Raw genomic sequence first — 17,257 nt, forward strand, 5'->3', positions numbered from 1 at the left:
GACCGCGTCACAGACAGCGGTGCACCGGAACGTGTACGACGGCCAGAGAGGCCGCCGCGGCCGCGAAGCCGAGGACCGCACCGGCGGCGACGTCGCCGGGGTAGTGCACGCCCGTGTGGACCCGGGAGTAGCCGACGGCGACCGCCAGCGCTCCGAGCGGCACCGCCGCCGGGGGCAGCACGACGCCCACGGCGGTGGCGAACGCGGTCGCCGATGCCGTATGGCCGGACGGGAAGGACGCGGACTTCGGCATGGGCACATGCCGGTCCGCCACCACCCGGGCCGCTTCCCGATCGGGCCGCTGCCGACGGACCATCCGCTTGCCGAACAGGTTCGCCGCAGCCGACGCCAGCGCGACCGCGCAGACCCCGGCCAGCGCCGCGCGACGCGGACGGCCGGGCCGGAGGGCGAGGCCCGCCGCGACGGTCAGCGAGATCTTCGAGTGGTCGGCCGTGTGCGACAGCCGTCGCAGTGCGCGGTCCAGCGTGGGCGTGGGCGTGCCGGCCACGGCCGCGTACAGGGCCCCGTCGATCGCACGCAGGTCGCTGAGCACGGCCGCCGCGGCGGACCGGGCCGTGGCGACGGTCCGGCGGGCCGGTGCGGGGGGCGGGGCGGTGTTCCGGTCAGGCACGGAGGTCTCCTTGGGACGTTCGCTCGGTACGACCGAACGCGAGGTCGATGAGCCGCCGCCAGTTCAGCGGCGGCGCGGGAACCGGGACGCCCGGACGGTCACGCGGCACCAGTACGCGCAGTGCGCCGGCGCGCAGCGTGCACACGACCGGCGTGGGCATCTGCAGCGCCTCGCCGTCCACCGCCACGGGAATCTCGTGCGTCTCGCAGGTCACCTCGACCCGCTGCGCGGTCATGACGGTCAGCCCCGTGGACTGCGAGCCGCGCACGGCCAGCTCGGCGGCCTGGGCCGCACCCTCCACCCGGATACCCAGCACGCCCAGCTCGCCGCTGTCGAGCCGGGGCCGACGGGCGCCGCCGCTCAGGTCGTCGGGGGAGACGTACGGGTTGTTGCTGACCAGCAGCGCCTGCTGGGACACGAGCGTGGTGTCGTCGACCCGGGCGTCGAGCCGCCGCACGCCCTCGCCGACCAGCAGGTCCGGCATGAGGCTCAGCGCCGTACCCGCCTTGTCGTCGCGGTACTCGGGGCGCCGCACGACGTCCGCGTACACCCCGAACGACACGGTGTTGACGAAGGCCCGGCCCGCCACGTCGCCGAGATCGACCCGGAGTTCCTCGCCGTCGGTCAGCGCGTCGAGGCAGCTGGCCGGGTCGGACCGGTCGAGGCCGAGGTCCATGGCGAAGTGGTTGCGGGTGCCGGCGCACACCACCAGGAACGGCAGATCGTGCTCGGCGGCGACCGCCGCGACCAGCGCCTGGGTGCCGTCACCGCCCGCCACGCCGAGCAGGTCCGCACCCTCGGCGACGGCCTGGCGGGCCAGCGCGGCGACATCGGTTTCGGCGGAGGGATCGAGCAGGATCACCCGCGCGCCGAGTTCCTCCGCCTGCTCGACGAGCCCGAAGCGGCCGACCTTTCCGTCCCCCGACTTCGGATTCATGATGATGACCGGCCGCAGCACCCGGGGTGCGGGCCTCACCGGCTTCGCCCGCTGCGGACGCGACCTGCGCAGCGCTGCCCGGGCGCAGACAAGCGACGTGCCCCAGCACAGGCTCGAGGACAGTGCCGTCAGCCACAGGCCGCCCTGCGTGAAGAGGACCAGGAGGGTGACGGGTGCCGCGACCGCGATGAGCGCCCCGAACAGCCGCACCACGCCGTGGTGGGCCAGGAACCACCAGACACCGGCGGCGCAGACGATCAGCCCGAGGAGCCCGACCCCGATGATCAACAGCCCCCGGCCTCCCAGTGCGAGCAGCAGCACGACCACGGCGCCGACCGCCGCCAGCACGGCGCCGCAGGCGAGCAGCCGCGCGGCCGTGCTCCCGTCGGAGTTCCTCGTCCGCGTCACGTCCGTGTCGCCCTCCCCACGTCGTGTTCATCCCTTCGGCCCAGTCCGTGACACCAGCCTGCACGTTCCCTGAACGCGGAGCGTCCCGGCCGGGCCGTGTGGGTGAGCCCCGCGAGCGGGATCCGCCCATTTGACTGTGTCCAAGCTTGTTACCGCAGGCCAGGAGCCGAAACGTGCGGTCCGGTCGGAGAGGGCTGGGTCGGCTTCGCACGTCGTTCATCGGAGAACCGGCGGTCGCGGATGAGACGGGCTGCGATCGCCGCGAAGGCCGGAAGGTGCTCGGGGCCTGCGCTCGTACCGACGACGCAGACGTTCACCCGCAGGGAGCAGGCGACAGTACGCCCCTGGCCCGACGGCGCCGGCCGGGCATGCCGAGGAGAGGTGATCGAACGGCCCGATTCGGGACCGCCCGGCCACGCGGGCCCGTGAGGCCGGGGCAACGTGGACGGACGCTGGGCTCGCCGCCCACGGACGGTCCGGTGAGGGCCCGCCACCCCGGGCGTCCGCACATCATCAACGGCCGTCGATCAGTACGAGTTCCTCGAGCGCCTTGCGTACCTGTGGGCGCCAGCTGACGTGGCCGACCTCGTGGTGGGCGGCGGGAAAACGGCGGACGGGAGGCTTCCTGTCCCAGGCGCGCTCATCAGGTGCCGCCCGCCGAACGTGGACCAGGGCCCCGACGACGTTCGTGTGGAAGACGACCTCCAGTTGTTCCGGCCGCCCGGGTCCGGGTGAGCGGTCCGTGAGGACGAAGGACTGGTGGAAGCCATGGCGCTGCTCCACCTCGGGGATGTAGGAGCCCACGACGTACGCGGAGTCGCAGTAGTACCCCTCCTCAGCGAACGCTTCCAAGACGGCCTCGTGCAGGGGCAGAGCCGAAATGTGCAACAGGTCGTTGTCCACATCCGCCCCCTCGTCGTTCCAGTCGCGGCGAAGTCTGCTCTTGACCGAGAGCACCACTCCCAGGGCCCGGCCGCCGAGTTCGCTCACCGGAGTCTCCCAGGGCAGCCGTTCGCAGAAGGTGAGCCGTTGCTCCTTGCCCTTGCGCAGGGTGAAGCCCGAGGGTCTGGCACAGCAGCTGTCGAACTCGTAGTCGCACTCCTCACCGTTGTAATTCGTGTACCGGACCGTCATACGCAGATAGACGGCATCGATCGGCGTGTCGCGCGACCCGCCTCTGAGGAGGACCTCACCCTTCACGTCCCCGCCCGGATACACCGGTCCCAGGATCTGGGTGTCCACCTCGATCGCTTGGTCCGGATCCCCGATCCCGAACAGCCGCTTGAACCCCACGCGCGCCCCTCCCCGAGTCCGCGATGACCAGGTCAGAAGGCTAACAGCGGAGCCCGTTGTGCCCGGCGCGGGCGTCAGGAACCTCGGTCGGACGGCGGCGAGCACTGTCTGCCCCGGACGACGAGCCCGGTTCGCCGTAGGCGTCGACCCGGGCGCAGCCGCAGAGAAACCGGGAGGCCGGCCCGGAGGCGGCTCGGACAAGTGGACGGGGCTTTGCGGGAGTTGGACGAGCATCGCTTACCTGCCAGGTCATCGACCCCGGTGCGCCCGCCTGTCATGATCGTCGGTGTACAGGCCGGACCGAACCCCGGAAGGACGTCATGCCCGCCTACGCCATCGCTCATCTCCAGGAAGCCGCACCGCACCCGGAGATCGCCGAGTACATCGAGCGGATCACCGCCACCTTCGAGCCTCACGGCGGCCGTTTCCTGGTCCACGCCTTGCCGCACGAGGAGAAGGAGGGCAGCTGGCCCGGACATGTCGTGGTCATCGGCTTCCCCGGGATGGACGAGGCCCGGGCCTGGTGGGACTCGCCCGCCTACCAGGAGATAGCACCGCTGCGCTCGAGGCACATCGCCGGCGACATCATCCTCGTCCCGGGCGTCCCCGACGACTACGACCCCGCTGCCACCGCCCAGGCGATGCGCGAGGCCATGTCCGCGCAGTAGCCGTCCACGGGCAGACCCCGGCAACCCCGGCGCGCAGGTCAGAGCTTCGTACCGAAGTCCTGTGTCCACCACGGTCCGCCCGTACCCGTGTGGACGCCCACGCCGATGTTCTTGAACGCGCAGTTGAGGATGTTGGCGCGGTGGCCGGGACTGTTCATCCAGGAGTCCATCACGGCCTGCGGGGTCTGCTGGCCCAGGGCGATGTTCTCCCCGTAGGCGGACCAGCGGTAGCCCGCGGCCGTGATGCGCTGCCCTGGGCCGAGACCGTCCGGGTTGGTGTGGTCGAAGAAGTCACGGGACGCCATGTCGTCGGAGTGGCCCTGTGCGGCCTTCTGCAGCTGCGGGTCCTGGGCGAGAGGTCCGCAGCCGGCCGCCGCCCGCTCCTTGTTCACCAGCGCGACCACCTGCGTGACGGTGCCCGAAGGAGCCGTCCGGGTCTGTGGTGCGATGGACGCGGTCCGAGTGGGCCGGGCGGCCTGCCCGGGGGTGGACGCGCTCGATGCGGCGGGGTGCGGGGTCTTCTTGGCGACGGGCTTCTTCGTCGCCGACGCGGTCGGCGCGGAAGGTGTCGTTCTGGTCGGTGGGGCGGTCTCGACCGGGCGCGGGACGGAGAGGTCCGCGACGGGATCGTCGGGGGTCTGTGCACGGGTCGCGCTGCCGTTCCCCGTCCCGGCACCGGTCCCGAAGTACCAGAGGCCGCCGCCCGCGACGCAGGCCACCAGCATGGCGCCGCCGACGGCCCGGCGCCGCACGCGCCGACGACGGCGCCTCTCGCCGCGGGAGCCGGCCCGGCCGCGGGCGGCCCGGTGCTTCGCCGCCGGGTCCGTGCCGGCGCCCCCGGCGGACATCCGCGCTGCGTATGCCGCCGTCGCCGTCCGGTCCGCGGTGGGACCCCACTTGGCGAGCAGCGCGGACGACACCGAGACCAGTGCCAGGCCCGCCAGGAGTCCCTCCGCGGGCATCAATCCGCTCCACAGGCCGGAGCACCGTATGCAGCTGCGGGCGTGCCGGGCTATCCGCTTGCGCCACAGTGCCGAGGGCCGGCCGTCCCAGGGATCCAGCATGCCCCGGAGTTCCTCGCAGGGAGGCTGCGCGTCGAGCGCCCGCACCACGACACGGGCCGCCGCCAGCTGTGCCTTCATGCGCTGTACCCGTACCGCGGTGTGCTGCGGCGACAGCTCCAGGGCCGCGGCGACCTCGGTGCGGGTCAGCTCGCCGGCGCACTCCAGCCACCACAGCGACAGCAGTCCTCGATCGTCCGGATCCAGCCAGCGAGTTGCTCGCGCGGTCTCCTGCCGCTGGCCGGACAACTGCAGCCGCACCAGGGTCAGGTCCACGAAGTCCGCACCCGGATCCGCGAGATCGGCGGCTTCCTCCACGGCGTCCGGCGCGGACTGCCGGGCCTGCCAGTGCGCCCGGACCTGGTTCATCGCGATCGCCACGAGCCAGGAGCGGAAGCGCTCGGGAGCACGCAGGTCACCCAACGCGTCCAGAGCCCGGAGCATCGTCTCCTGCACCACGTCGTCCACGTCGACCGAGCCGTTCAGAGCACGGCCCACGATGTTGTAAACCAGCGGAAGGTACGCGCTGACCAGGGCGTCCTGGGCCTCCGGGTCGCCTGCTCCGGCAGCGGTCACCAGCGCTGCCGACTCCACCGCATGCTGTGTACTCATCAAAAGCTTCCCTGTCCTCGATACCGAACGGCGCTGCCCGGCACATGGGAGACCGCGCGGCGAGCCCCGGATAACACTTCTTCGCAGACTCGTTCGAGCAGAGGCTCCTCGCACCGGTCGACGACCGCAATGGAGGAGATCACAGGGCCGCCAGTGGGCGCGTGATCGCGGGCGCGAGGGGCGGAAGGGGGAGGTGCGGTGGACGTCGGCGCCGTGCTGGACAACCTGGCGAAGCGGTGCGTCGAGGCGGTCCTGGTGGAGGTGACCGGATCGGGGGGCGAGACCGGGGTACAGCTGGCGGCCTGGCTCGACGGCGAGTTGGTGGTGGACGCCGGGCGGGGACGGCCGATGGGCTCGGACGCCTTGGTCCCGGCCTGGTCGACCGGGAAGGGCGTGGCGGCGGCCCTGGCCGCGGTGCTGGTGGACCGAGGAGTGCCGGCCTACGAGGCACCGGTGGCGCGGTACTGGCCACGGTCCGGCAGGGCCGAAGTGCTCATCCACGTCCCCGAGCACCTGGCGTCCAGGGTGGCCACCCGCTACGACGGTGGTCACCTGCGACGACGGCGGCCGGGCTGCGCGGCTGCAACGGATGCCGCCCAGGGCGCCGTTCTTAGACTGCGTTCCGCACAGGATGCTCCCTGTTGCCGAGCCGGCCAACCGCCGCGACGTCCGGGGCACGGCACTGCCGGCCAACGGCATCATGGCCGCACGCGGGCTGCCCGGATGTACGCGGCGCCGGCCCGCGGCGCCGGCCCGCGGCGCCGGCCCGCGGCGCCGGCCCGCGGCGGCGGCCCGCGGCGGCGGACTGCAAGGCGTGCGGCTGCCGTCGGCGACGACCTCGAAGGCGGCGGCCACCGGGTGGGTCGAGCGGGGTGGACACGGTGCTGGGCGCACCGCGGACCGTGGGTCACGGCTTCGGGGTGGGGGACAGCGCATCCGAACCGGCGTGCCCCGCGGGCGGCTTCGGCCACAGCGGGTCCGGCGCTAGCACGGCCTGCGCCGACCCGCTGACCGGGTTCGCCTTCGCGCTGGGCGGGCGTCGTGGTTGTGGTGGCTGCGGCGCTGGGCCTCGGGGTCTCGGGGTCTCTGTACTCCTTGGGACGCCGACGGCCGGAGACGGTGTCCCCGTCAGGAATCCGGCGCGGCCTTGTAGAGCCGTACCGTGGTCGCGACTCTCCGTACGGTCGCGTCCGGTACCTCGTCGGGCACGTTCTTGGCCCCGACGAACGACCAGGAGACCAGATCCCCTGCGGTGTTCTTGAAGGCGAAGGTCCATGCCTTGCCGTCCGTGGCGCACTTCTTCGACTTCTTCACGCCCACGGACCAGGCAACGCCCAGCCTGCCCTCCAGGCCGGAGTTCGTGGTGAACGCCTCGACGGGGGCGGACTTCACCTTCGCCTTGTCCGGCTGCGTGTAGGCCCCGTACACCCAGGTCTCGGGGTCTGAACCGGCGATCTCCTGAGTGGACCGGTAACCGTTGTTGCCCCTCGTACCCACCTCGGCCAGTGGTGTGTCCTCCGGCGTGCCGTCCCGGTTCCCGTCCGAGGAACACCACTTCTTCTCCAGCATCGCGACATTGCGTATCGCGATGAGTGGTTTGTCGTCCGGGTCCCCGTCCTTGGAGACATAGGAGACCCAGCCGGACGACTGGAGCTCCCATTGGGGCGGGACATCGAACGCGATTCCCTGGGTCGGGTTCACCACGACCTTCCAGCCCTTGACCGTGGCGGTCCGGGTGTCGGATCCCCGGGGATCGGCCGAACTCCGCGACGGTGATGCGACGTCGGTCGGCTTCGGGCCGGGCCCGTCGTGCCGGTGGCCGTCGAGCACGAGGAATCCGGTGACGCCCGCGGCGAGCACGACGGCCGCCGCGGCGACGACGGCGACGAGTCCGGTCCGGTTCCGGGCGCCGCCCTTCGACGGGGGCACGGGTGCGCCGGCTGCCGGCTGCGTGGACATCTGCCAGGACTGGGGCTGCCCGTAGGAGTCCGGCTGGAACGTGCTGCCGGGGCTGGGCTGCTGGTACGGGTTCGACTGGAACGTGCCGGGGTCGGGCTGCTGGTACGGGTTCGACCGGCCTCCGGCCGCGGGCTGCTGCGGATTCTGTCCGTCTCTTGACGACTGCTGTCCTGGCCACATGCGCCGTAACGATACGACAGCCGCTTCCAGCCACAACGACCAAGGGTGTCCGGGGCGTTGCCGGGTTTGCCGGAGTGACGCATCCGCTGAGGGCCGGACCGCCGGCGGTGCCCACTCACGGACGGCGTCAGGCGGCGGGACGAGCCGCCGCCGCGCTCACCCGGTGGCCGTGTCCGGGACGGTGACCGCAGCCCCATGCCGGTCGGCCCGGGGCGAGGAGGCCCATCCGCCTGCTCGGCGAGGAGGAGACCTGCGGCCAGGCGGCTCCTGGTGGCGGTGCAGCCGGCTGCGATGCGTTCGGCCGCCCACGCAAGTGGGCCCGCCTCGGGGCGCCGGACGCCGCGCCAGACCCAGTCGACCGCCCCCAGCGCGTCACCCGCTGCGCATCCTCAGCGGGCGCCCGGCACTCAGTCCTGCCGGCCGCAACGGTAGAGGGCGAAGCTGCCCCTGGTGCGCCAGCCGTAGGCCCCGGAGCGGATACGCGTGCAGTGCGACTTCACCCAAGCCGTGGCGGGGGTGGCGGGCCGCCGGGGGGTGAGAAGCGCGTAGCTCAGTTGGTGAGTGGCGACGAGGGTGCTCAGCTGCCGGGCTGTGGGGAAGGGGGTCTTGCCGGTGAATCCGCCCATCACCAGCGTCGGGTGGGAACGGGCACGCAGAAGGCGCTCCGCGGGATAGGCGGCCTGGGTGGCGAGCAGGTACTTCTCGCCGTGGCGGTGCGCGGTGAGGTAGTCGAGCAGTGCGGTGTCCCGGCTGCTGGGACGGTCGAGCTCCACCCGGCGCAGAGCGGATCGGTTGTGGACGGCGCGGTGATACGTCTTGCCGACCGGACCGGCCGTGGGTGAAGTGGAGGCGCCCGCGTAGAGCGGGTCGAGGCAGGAGACGGCCCAGCCGACAGGTACGAGCAAAGTGGCCGCGATTCCGGCGGCCAGAGCCCCCTGGACCATCCGGTAGGAGGCGCGCGGACCGAGGACCCACAGGCCCAGCGCGGCGCACATCCCAAGGATCACGGCGAGCAGCAGCAGCAAGGAGAGGAACCCGGTCGGCCAGTCGAGCACCAGCGCCCAGGCCACCGTCAGCACGATGGCCGACGGAAGCGCGATGCGCCGCCGACCGCCCGCCTCGTACTCGGACCGGAAGAGGGCGAGCCCGCCGCCCGCCAGCGCGGCGAGTGCCGGGGCGATGACGGCGGTGTAGTACGGGTGGTTGCCGTTGGAGACGCTGAACACCACGGCGTGTATGGCCAGCCAGCCGCCCCAGAGGAGAAATCCGGCCCGCAGCACGTCGGTGCGCGGCTCGCGGGCGCGCCAGACGAGGCCCAGCACGGCGGCGAGCACGGCGAGCGGCAGGAACCAGGCGACCTGCGGGCCGACGGTGTGATTGATCAGCATTCCCCAGCCGGTGTTTCCGGTGGTCCGGCTGGCGGCGGTGCCCGGAACGGCACCGAAGGCGTGGGGATCGCTGCTGAAGCGGCTCATGCCGTTGTATCCGAAGACCAGACTGAACGGATTGTTGTTGGAGGTGCCGTCGAGGTAGGGGCGGTCCGCGGCGGGGGTTGCCCAGGCCAGCAGCACCCACGAGCAGGAGACGAGGAGTGCGACCGCTCCGCCCAGCAGGAAGCGCAGAGCCCGCTTCAACGGGGTGCCGGGCGCGGTGATCTGGTGGACGACGGCGAAGACCGGCAGTACCAGCCACGCCTGCAGCATCTTCGCCTGGAAGGCGAGTCCGACCCAGATGCCGCAGGTGATCAGCGGCAGCAGCCGCTCGGTCCGCGCTGCCTTATGCAGAGCACCGGCGGCTGCCACCAGCAGCAGGGTGAGTGTGGTGTCCGGGATGGTGGCCCGGTTGAGTACCACGGTGACCGGGGTGAAGGTGAGCGTCAGTGCGGCGACCAGTGCGGCGAACGGGCCCGCCCAGCCCCGCACGATCCGATGCAGGAGCCAGACGGTGAGCACGCCCTCGGCGACCTGCGGCAGCGCGGCTGCCCACGTGTGCGGGCCGAAGAGCCAGACGCCGGCGGCCTCGGGCCAGAAGGCGCCGGGCAGCTTGTCGAGGGTGATCGAACCGCTGGGGTCGAGGCCGCCGAAGAAGAAGGCGCGCCAGCTGGTGGCCATGGACCGTATCGCCGCACTGTAGTAAGGGTGGATCGCGGCGTGACCGATGCCCCAGGCGTACAGCAACGCGGCGACGGCCAGGACCGCGGCGAGCGCCGGGCGTTCCCAGCGGGCAGGGGCTTCCGGCCGGCCGCCGCGGCGGTGCGATGTCCGGCGGCGGCCGTGGGAACCGGCGGGCTGGGCGTGGGAGGTGGTGGCCATGGGGAAGGGTCCTCGATCAGTGGTCAGGCGGGGCGGCGGCGGGGTACGGGCGGCGGGCGGCCCGGAAGCCGCGGTGCACGGTCGGTGGCGCCCAGCAGTACGCGGCCCGGCGGATGGTGCGTGCTCGGGGCGGCGGCCCAGCGGCCGGGGCCCAAGCGGCGGCGGCTGTGGTCGACGAGGCCCCGGTACGTGCGGCAGTGGTCGCCGGCCGCGGCCGGCGACACCGCGCCGCCGGCGTCGGTACGTCAAGGGTGTCCACGGCGTCGCGGATGCCCACGGTGCGTCCGGTGCCGTGCGCTGCCACGGATGTCCGCGGCGGTCTGCCGCGCTCCCGGCGGCACGGCCTGCGGAATGCGCCCGGAACCGATGCCGCCCAGGCCTGCCCGGGTGGGAACCACCACCGGGGACGGCAGCGCGATGCGCGGGGCGACCGGCAAGCGCACCCCGTCGAGCAGCGGCACATCGGCGGGACGGAGGGTGCGGTGTCGGCGTGGCGTCCGAGAAGCGGTGGCCAGGGCAGCGGATCCTCTCTCAACCGGCGACAAGCGCTCGAACGTTCGACAAGTGCACACATTAGCCGCACGAGATCACACGACCATCACACTCGCGACCATCACACTTACGACCCTTCGCCGGGGCCTCCACGTCGTTCCCCCAGCGGAGACCGGGCCCCTCGTACGAGGCCCGGTCTCCGGATGCACGGTCAGCGGACGAAGGAGATCTCCGGGTAACTGCTGGCGGGTCCGTCCAGCAGGGACCTGTGCTTGTGGCGCAGCTCCTGGTCGAAGAAGGCAGCGAGGTAGACACGCTGGATCTTGATCGCTCGGTCCGGGTCGATCGTGCCGTACATCTGGTCCAGCTGGTCCGGGGAGAGCCCCAGCAGCTCCGCTTCCTGCGGCACCAGCGTCTCGCTGTCGCTGAACGACAGGTGCTTGGAGCCGTGGAGCTGGATGTCGACCCGGTATCCCTTGAGATGGGACCACAGCGTGCGCCACGACGCGTCGTTGTTGCGGTTGTGCGTGCCGGAACTGAACAGCATGAAGGGCCGGTCCAGGTCCTTGCCGGGCGCCGAGCCGAAGAACTGGCCGTCCAGGTTGGCGCCCGCGTCGATGCGGTGGTCGAGCTGCATGGCGGTGTCGACCGCAGCGCCGCCCAGCGACCAGCCGAACATCCCGATGCGGGACGTGTCCACGGCGTGCGACAGACCGGAGGGGAGCTTGGCGTGGTCGACGTCCGGGTTGCCCCCCTGGGCGATGACGCCGAGCTGGTTGATGACGAAGCGGATGTCGGCAGCGCGTACGTTGAGCGTGTCGGAGGAGTGCGCACCGGCCGGCATGGTGCTGAACTCGAGCCGTCCGTTCGGGAACTGGACCTCATTGGCGTCGTGGGTGTGATCGACGGTGACGACGATGTAGCCCCGGCTGGCGAGGTCCTGGACGAGCGCGGTGCCCATCGCACGGTCGGAGTGCAGCCCGGTCGAGTACAGCAGAACGGGCAGCTTGCCGAGCGTGGTGTCGACCGGGGCGAGCATGTGGCCGGCGGTCTGCGGCAGCGCCACCTGCTGCGGCGTCAGGCCGCGTGTGGCGAGGAAGTGACCACCGGAGACCGACGGCATCCACGGTGCCCGTGCGTGGCCGGACGTGGAGGAGGCCGGATACCAGATCGTCACCATCAACTCGCGGGCCCTGTTGCCCGGTACGTAGGGGTCGATGCGGGACCTGTCGACGAGGTGCTGGCTGAACCTGCCGACCGGGTGGCGTCCGCTCGGCGCGGGAAGCGTGAGCTGGAGAGTGGAACTTCCCTCCTGGTCGGGTGTGACGGCCGGGTGCACGGCTTCCTGCGGTGGCGTGGCGTCGTTCTCCGGTGCCCAGGGCGCGGCCTGGTCGGGCGCGGTGGCCGTGCTTTTCCGAGGCGTCTTTCCAGAGGCCATCGCCGGGGTGATTCCGGCACTTACTGCAACGGCCAGCACGCCTGCGGTACCGACCGCTCGGGCTATACGTCTGCTGCGGTGGCGGGGTCGGCGGTGTCGCATGGAACTCCCCTGGTTGGTCATAGGCCACGGGCCCGACGAATGTCTGCGGCACACCGTACCGCTGCCCGGGGCCACCGGGTCCGGGACCATGTGTCTACCGCGCCCACCCGCGACAAGCAAGGTCGGATCACGGCCAGTGCCTCATCCGGCAGCCGCACCGCAGCCGCCGCGGTCACTCCGCAGCCACCCCTGGGAAGCGGGCCTTTGCCGGTGGTCCTCCCACCGCCCTCGGCCGGGTGACGGCTCGTGAGGAGCGGTCCGGTCGACTGCCGGCGGGCGCTTTTGCGGCGGAGGAGTCACTCGATGCCGACGCACGGGGAACCATGCCCGCGCCCGGCGTCGTCGTCCGCACGGAACGTCTCCTCGACGAGCCGGTGGTGAGGAGGACCGGACGCGGAGCCAGGCTTTTCCATCTGGAGGGCCAGCACCTGCGGGCCCGGCTGGGAGATCCGGCTGCTCCAGGTGACCGTCTCGGGCGCGGCAGCCGAACAGGGGCCGCTGTGAGCGGGCCGACCTGGTCGCCCCGCTCACAGCGGCCGGTGCGGTGACCGGCCGGCCATGACGTGTGCCTGCGGGGAAAGCCCCGTCGGCGCCGAACGGTTCAGGGCAGCGGGCGGCCACGCGCGGCGACCCACAACTCGTACCACTCCTCGTGGGTGAGGTCCGGCTCGCGCAGGACCGCGTCCCGGCAGGCGCTGATGCGCTCGGGGCGGGAGGTGCCGATGACGGGGGTGATTCCGGCCGGATGGCGTTGCAGCCACCACAGGAGGATGGTCTGCGGTGTGGTGTCCTTGCGCCGGGCGAGGTCGGCGACGAGCCGGTTCACCGGGGTGTCCGTACCGGTGGTGAAGCGCCCCTGGGCGAGCGGGCCCCAGGCCTGCAGCCGGATGCCGCCGGACGCGCAGGACTCCAGCGTGCCGGGAGCGAAGCCGTTCTGCGTGGCGGCCGGCGTGTTGAACAGGACACCCGCCTCCACCCAGTCGCGCTGGGCCAGACTCATCTCCAGCTGGTTGACGACGAGCGGGACGTCCAGGTGCGCTTGGAGGGAGGCGATCTGCGGGCCGGTCATGTTGGACACGCCGAACTGCCGGACCAGGCCCTGGGCCCGCAGCGAGGTCAGCGCCTCGGCGATCTCGACGGGGTCGGCGAGCGGGTCGGGCCGGTGCAGGAGGAGGACGTCCAGCACGTCCGTGCGCAGCCGGCCCAGGCTTTCCTCGACCCGCCGCAGGATGCTCGCCGCCCGCAGGTCGTAGTGTCCGGGCTGGTCGCCGTCGGGCATCCGGATGCCGCACTTGGTCTGCAGGACGATGCGTCCCCGCAGCCCGGGCGTCCGGGCGAGCACCTCGCCGAAGACGGCCTCCGACTTGCCGTACCGGTAGATGTCGGCGTGGTCGAACGCCGTGATCCCGGCGGCCAGGGCCGCTTCGACCGTGCTCTCGGCGTGCTGGACGTCCTCGGCCGTGTACGGCCGGCTGTCCCAGCCTCCGCCGAGTCCCATGCAGCCGTGGATCAGCTTGTGTGCGCGTATGTCGCTCTGTTCCGCCATGGCGGTCTCCGTGATGAGTGCGGGTGGTGAAGGGACGGTCAGGCGCGCAGGGTGTCGGCGAGCATCTCGGCGACGGCCAGGACCGGCAGCTGGGTGTTGGCGGCGGGTACCGTCGGCAGGACGGAGGCGTCGGCGATCCGCAGTCCGGCCACACCGTGGACCGCGCCTTCCCCGTCGACCACCGACTGCCGGTCGTCCGCCGGGCCCATGGCACAGGTCCCGACGGGATGCCAGTACGTGCCCACCCGGTCGCGGAGATCGGCGTCGGCCAGCGCGTGAACCGGTGCCGCGTCCGCGGGCGCTGCCAGCGGCTTCATGACCGTCGCCAGCTGCTGCGCCTTCTCCAGCCCCGACCGCAGGACGGCGAGGTCGCGGCCGTCGGGGTCAGTGAGGAACGCCGGGTCGATCTGCGGGGGTTCGAGGGGATCGGCCGAGCGGAGCCGGACGTGCCCGCGGGAGACCGGCTTCATCAGGAAGGCGGAGACACCGGCCTCGTACGTCCCCGGCGCGAGCTTGCCGAACAGGGGCGGACCCGCCGTGGGCAGCAGGTGCAGGTCCCACGCCCCGTCCGGACAGTGCTCGCTGGCCGCCCGGACCAGCATCCGGCTGACGTACAGCTCCCCGGCCCTCTCCTTGGCGGCCAGCGCCGCGTTCAGTCCGTCCGTGGGCGACAGGGGTATGAACACACCGGGCTGGTCCGACAGGTTGGCGCCGACACCGGGCAGATCCGCCTCGCACCGGATGCCGGTCTCCTTCAGGTGCGCGGCGGGTCCGATGCCGCTGCGCAGGAGCACGGCGGGGGAGCCGAAGGTGCCGGACGCCAGCACGTACGTGTCGGCCGCCAGTGTCACCTGCTGCCCGTCGACGACGACGTGCACGCCGTGCACCCGGCCCGCGCGGACGACGAGCCGGTCCACCACGGCACCGGCGAGGACCGTCAGGTTCGGCCGCGACCGGGTCGCCGGATCCAGGTAGGCGAAGGCGGCGTTCCAGCGCAGGCCGTCGGCGGTGTTGAGCAGCGGCCGACCGTAGCCGGGCCGGCCGGGCGCGCCCATGTCCACCTCGGCGTAGCCGAGTTCGCCTGCTGCCGCCAGGGCGGCCAGGGCCCAGGCGGACAGTTCGCGGTCGGGGACGGTGCGCAGGCCCATCCGGTCCACGGCCCGCAGACGGTACGGCTCCAGCGCCGCGGCCGACCACCGCCGGCCGCCCGCGTGCGTCCACTCGTCATGGTCGGCGTGCGAACCCCACGTGTTCCACGCGCCGTTGATGCATGAGGAACCGCCGAGGACCCGGGCCCGGATGCGGTAGAACGCGGTGTGCCGCTCCCACACGTCGTCACGCGGCAGGGCACGGGCGTTCAGCAGCTTCTGCGGCCACTCCTGCGGCCGTGGCCCGTAGTCGGGGCCCGCCTCCACCAGGCACACCGACCGGCCCGGGTCCTCGCTGAGGCGGGCCGCCAGCACGCATCCGGCCACCCCGCCGCCGAGAACGACGACGTCATAGCCGGAGGGGGTGGATGAGTGGTTCGTCATGGTTGCTCCGTCGAGGTGTCGGCGCCGGGGGAACGGCGGTCGGAGGAACGGTGGTCGGAGGAACGGTGGTCGGGGGACCGGTCGAGCCGGGGAGGGCGGAGGCGGAGGAGGGCCCGCAGGCATCAGGCAGGCGGCACTCCGAGTTCGGCGAGGAGCAGACGCCGTTCGATGTGCCGCGCGGTCGCCGGGTCCGCGGCGGCCTTCCAGCGCCTGACCGCCGCGCGGAGCGCTTCGGTGTCCGCGTGGCGCAGGGCCGCCGCGAACCGCTCCGGTTCCCGGCCGCCGCGCGCCTCCTCGGGGGTCGGTACCGGACCGGCTGCCGGCGTCCTCGCTGCGACCGGCTCGCCGACCAGCGCGGGGACCAGCTCCGGGGAGAACAGGCAGGCCAGCTCCGTACGGCGCTCCGGGCCGGCCAGGGAGCGCAGCAGCTTCACGGCCAACGGCTCCTCCGCGTGTCCGCGCGGCGAGCCCCAGGAGGCGATGTCCGCGGCGGGCAGCGTGCTGAGCGAGGCCAGCAGAGCCAGCGCCGACGCACCGGGCCGGCCGCGCAGCGCCCGCCCGGCGCGGTCGCACCAGCGCGCCAGCCGCTGCCGTGCGGCGGTGTCCGGTGCACCGCCGGCGGGCAGCGGCGAGAGCAGGATGCTCCAGCAGTCCAGTTGGACGTCCAGGACCTCCTCGATGAGTGCGGACGCCCGCGGGAGGTCTGCCTGCCGGTCGTCGGCCAGCGCGGGAACGATCTCGCTGTACAGCAGCCGTACGATCCGGTGCGGGCTGCGCTGGACCCGCCAGCAGTCGTCATGGGCGTGGTCCGCCAGCAGCTCCTCCACCGTGACCGGCTCCGCCGCAAGGCCGGTGCGCACGCCCCCGTCCTCCGCCTCGAAGTGGTAGAGCTCGTCGAGGTGTTGCCCGGGCCGCAGCGGGGCGGACACGCGCTCCACCTCCGCCAGCACCGCATCGCTCCGCTCCAGCAGTACGGCACGGCGCTCGGGCGTCATGGCCTCGGCGTACGGTTTGAGGCGGTCCAGTTCGCGCGAGAACGCCTGCAGCAGGAACGGCGTGGTCAGCCGGTGGCTCATCGGCAGCCCCAGGTAGGGGAAGACCGCACAGGTGCGGCACGCGGGGCGGTGTCCCACCTCCTCGTCCCGCACCCGGATCAGCTCCGGGTCCCGCACCAGTTCCCGGTACGGCCGTTCCCAGGCGAGCGAGGCGTCCCAGTCGTGGTAGCAGGGCAGCATCACCCGGCCGTCCGGACCGATGGTGAGAATGCGCGAGCCGGCCCCGCAGGCGGTCACGGTCGCCGGGTCGAGCGTGCGCAGATGGTGCAGGAAGGCCAGGTTCACCACGGTGCGCCGCTCGTACCGCTGCTCCGCGACCTTCCGCAGCAGGAGGGACGAGGGGACCTTGCGCGGCGCCTGGGCCGGGGCGGTCGCGTCGCTGCGCCCGTTGACGGCGGCCAGCTTGAGCATGCGGACCGAGCCGGCCGGGCGCACCTCGCTCTGCGCGGCGAAGTAGTCGAACATCGGCGCCAGGTAGATGTCCACCTCGTGCTGCTGCGCGTAGGCGACCACGTCCTGCAGTTCCGCCGCGTTCTGGTCGGTGACGACGCAGATCAGCTTGAGGTTGTCCGCCCCGTCGGCCCGGAGCTTCTCCACCAGGGTGAGGGTGCGGTCCAGTGTGTCGGTCCCGCGGATGCGGTGGTAGCGCTCGGCGCTGAGCGTGTCCAGCGAGATGTTCAGTGTGTCGACGAGCGGAACGATCTCGGCGGCCTGCGGGGCGAACCGGATGGCGTTGGTGGTGAGTTCCACGGTCATGCCGAGGTCACGGGCATGGCGCACCGCCGTGACCAGCTCGCGGTGCAGGGACGGTTCGCCACCGGTGATATCCAGGTAGGTGACGCCCAGTTCCGCGAGTTCCTCCAGGCAGCGGCGCAGTCCGTCGGCCGTCAGCTCCCGGTGTCCGTCGAAGACGGGGTCCTGCCAGACATTGCAGTATCCGCAGCGGGAGTTGCAGCGGAAGGTGAGGTACAGCCGGGCATGCCGGAAACGCGTGGGTGCTGTGGCCAAGGTGGCTCCTCGTGCAGGTGCGG

The 17,257-nt window shown here is 72.3% G+C and carries 12 protein-coding genes; 2 read left to right on the forward strand and 10 right to left on the reverse strand.

Annotation, left to right across the window (positions count from 1 at the left end; all coding sequences use genetic code 11):
• Positions 1-7: 7 nt before the first annotated feature.
• The 3 genes from K7G59_RS15520 to K7G59_RS15530 all read right to left on the reverse strand — a co-directional run bounded on the left by K7G59_RS15520 (position 8) and on the right by K7G59_RS15530 (position 3,269).
• Positions 8-631, reverse strand: coding sequence for a phosphatase PAP2 family protein (locus K7G59_RS15520; RefSeq protein WP_374114233.1), 624 nt, complete (start codon positions 629-631; stop codon positions 8-10).
• On the reverse strand, positions 624-1,976 hold the full coding sequence (locus K7G59_RS15525; protein ID WP_225834503.1) for a diacylglycerol kinase family protein: 1,353 nt from the start codon (positions 1,974-1,976) through the stop codon (positions 624-626). The genes K7G59_RS15520 and K7G59_RS15525 overlap by 8 nt, the downstream gene beginning before the upstream one ends.
• A gap of 513 nt (positions 1,977-2,489) precedes the next feature.
• Positions 2,490-3,269 (reverse strand): sporulation protein, encoded by a 780-nt coding sequence (locus tag K7G59_RS15530; RefSeq protein WP_225834506.1) that lies wholly within the window; start codon positions 3,267-3,269, stop codon positions 2,490-2,492.
• A 320-nt stretch (positions 3,270-3,589) separates the two neighbouring features.
• On the opposite strand from K7G59_RS15530, the gene K7G59_RS15535 reads away from it, so the two are divergent.
• Positions 3,590-3,937: a DUF1330 domain-containing protein gene (locus tag K7G59_RS15535; RefSeq protein ID WP_225834508.1), complete on the forward strand. Its 348-nt coding sequence runs from the start codon at positions 3,590-3,592 to the stop codon at positions 3,935-3,937.
• A gap of 38 nt (positions 3,938-3,975) precedes the next feature.
• On the opposite strand, the gene K7G59_RS15540 is transcribed toward K7G59_RS15535, so the two are convergent.
• Positions 3,976-5,610, reverse strand: coding sequence for a sigma-70 family RNA polymerase sigma factor (locus K7G59_RS15540; RefSeq protein WP_225834510.1), 1,635 nt, complete (start codon positions 5,608-5,610; stop codon positions 3,976-3,978).
• 261 nt (positions 5,611-5,871) lie between these two features.
• Here K7G59_RS15540 and K7G59_RS35340 point away from each other — a divergent pair, with 261 nt between their 5' ends.
• Complete coding sequence (locus tag K7G59_RS35340; RefSeq protein WP_225834658.1) at positions 5,872-6,621, forward strand: serine hydrolase; 750 nt, start codon at positions 5,872-5,874, stop codon at positions 6,619-6,621.
• A 117-nt stretch (positions 6,622-6,738) separates the two neighbouring features.
• Here the strand turns inward: K7G59_RS35340 and K7G59_RS15550 are convergent, their stop codons facing one another.
• The 6 genes from K7G59_RS15550 to K7G59_RS15575 all read right to left on the reverse strand — a co-directional run bounded on the left by K7G59_RS15550 (position 6,739) and on the right by K7G59_RS15575 (position 17,234).
• Complete coding sequence (locus tag K7G59_RS15550) at positions 6,739-7,749, reverse strand: hypothetical protein (protein WP_225834513.1); 1,011 nt, start codon at positions 7,747-7,749, stop codon at positions 6,739-6,741.
• Between the two features lie 407 nt (positions 7,750-8,156).
• Positions 8,157-10,061: a glycosyltransferase family 39 protein gene (locus K7G59_RS15555; protein ID WP_225834514.1), complete on the reverse strand. Its 1,905-nt coding sequence runs from the start codon at positions 10,059-10,061 to the stop codon at positions 8,157-8,159.
• Between the two features lie 703 nt (positions 10,062-10,764).
• Positions 10,765-11,991 carry a hydrolase gene (locus tag K7G59_RS15560; protein WP_225834516.1) on the reverse strand — a complete coding sequence of 409 codons (1,227 nt, stop codon included), beginning with the start codon at positions 11,989-11,991 and terminating at the stop codon, positions 10,765-10,767.
• A 703-nt stretch (positions 11,992-12,694) separates the two neighbouring features.
• Entirely contained in the window at positions 12,695-13,639 is a 945-nt protein-coding gene (locus K7G59_RS15565) for an aldo/keto reductase family oxidoreductase (RefSeq protein ID WP_225834518.1), read from the reverse strand.
• A 38-nt stretch (positions 13,640-13,677) separates the two neighbouring features.
• The gene (locus K7G59_RS15570; RefSeq protein ID WP_225834519.1) at positions 13,678-15,171 is read right to left on the reverse strand and encodes a GMC family oxidoreductase; all 1,494 of its coding nucleotides are present in this window, start codon (positions 15,169-15,171) and stop codon (positions 13,678-13,680) included.
• A gap of 122 nt (positions 15,172-15,293) precedes the next feature.
• Complete coding sequence (locus K7G59_RS15575) at positions 15,294-17,234, reverse strand: radical SAM protein (protein ID WP_225834520.1); 1,941 nt, start codon at positions 17,232-17,234, stop codon at positions 15,294-15,296.
• Positions 17,235-17,257: the final 23 nt, after the last annotated feature.

The organism is Streptomyces sp. NK08204 (genome assembly GCF_020400585.1).
In the GTDB taxonomy this organism is placed as follows: Bacteria; Actinomycetota; Actinomycetes; order Streptomycetales; family Streptomycetaceae; genus Streptomyces.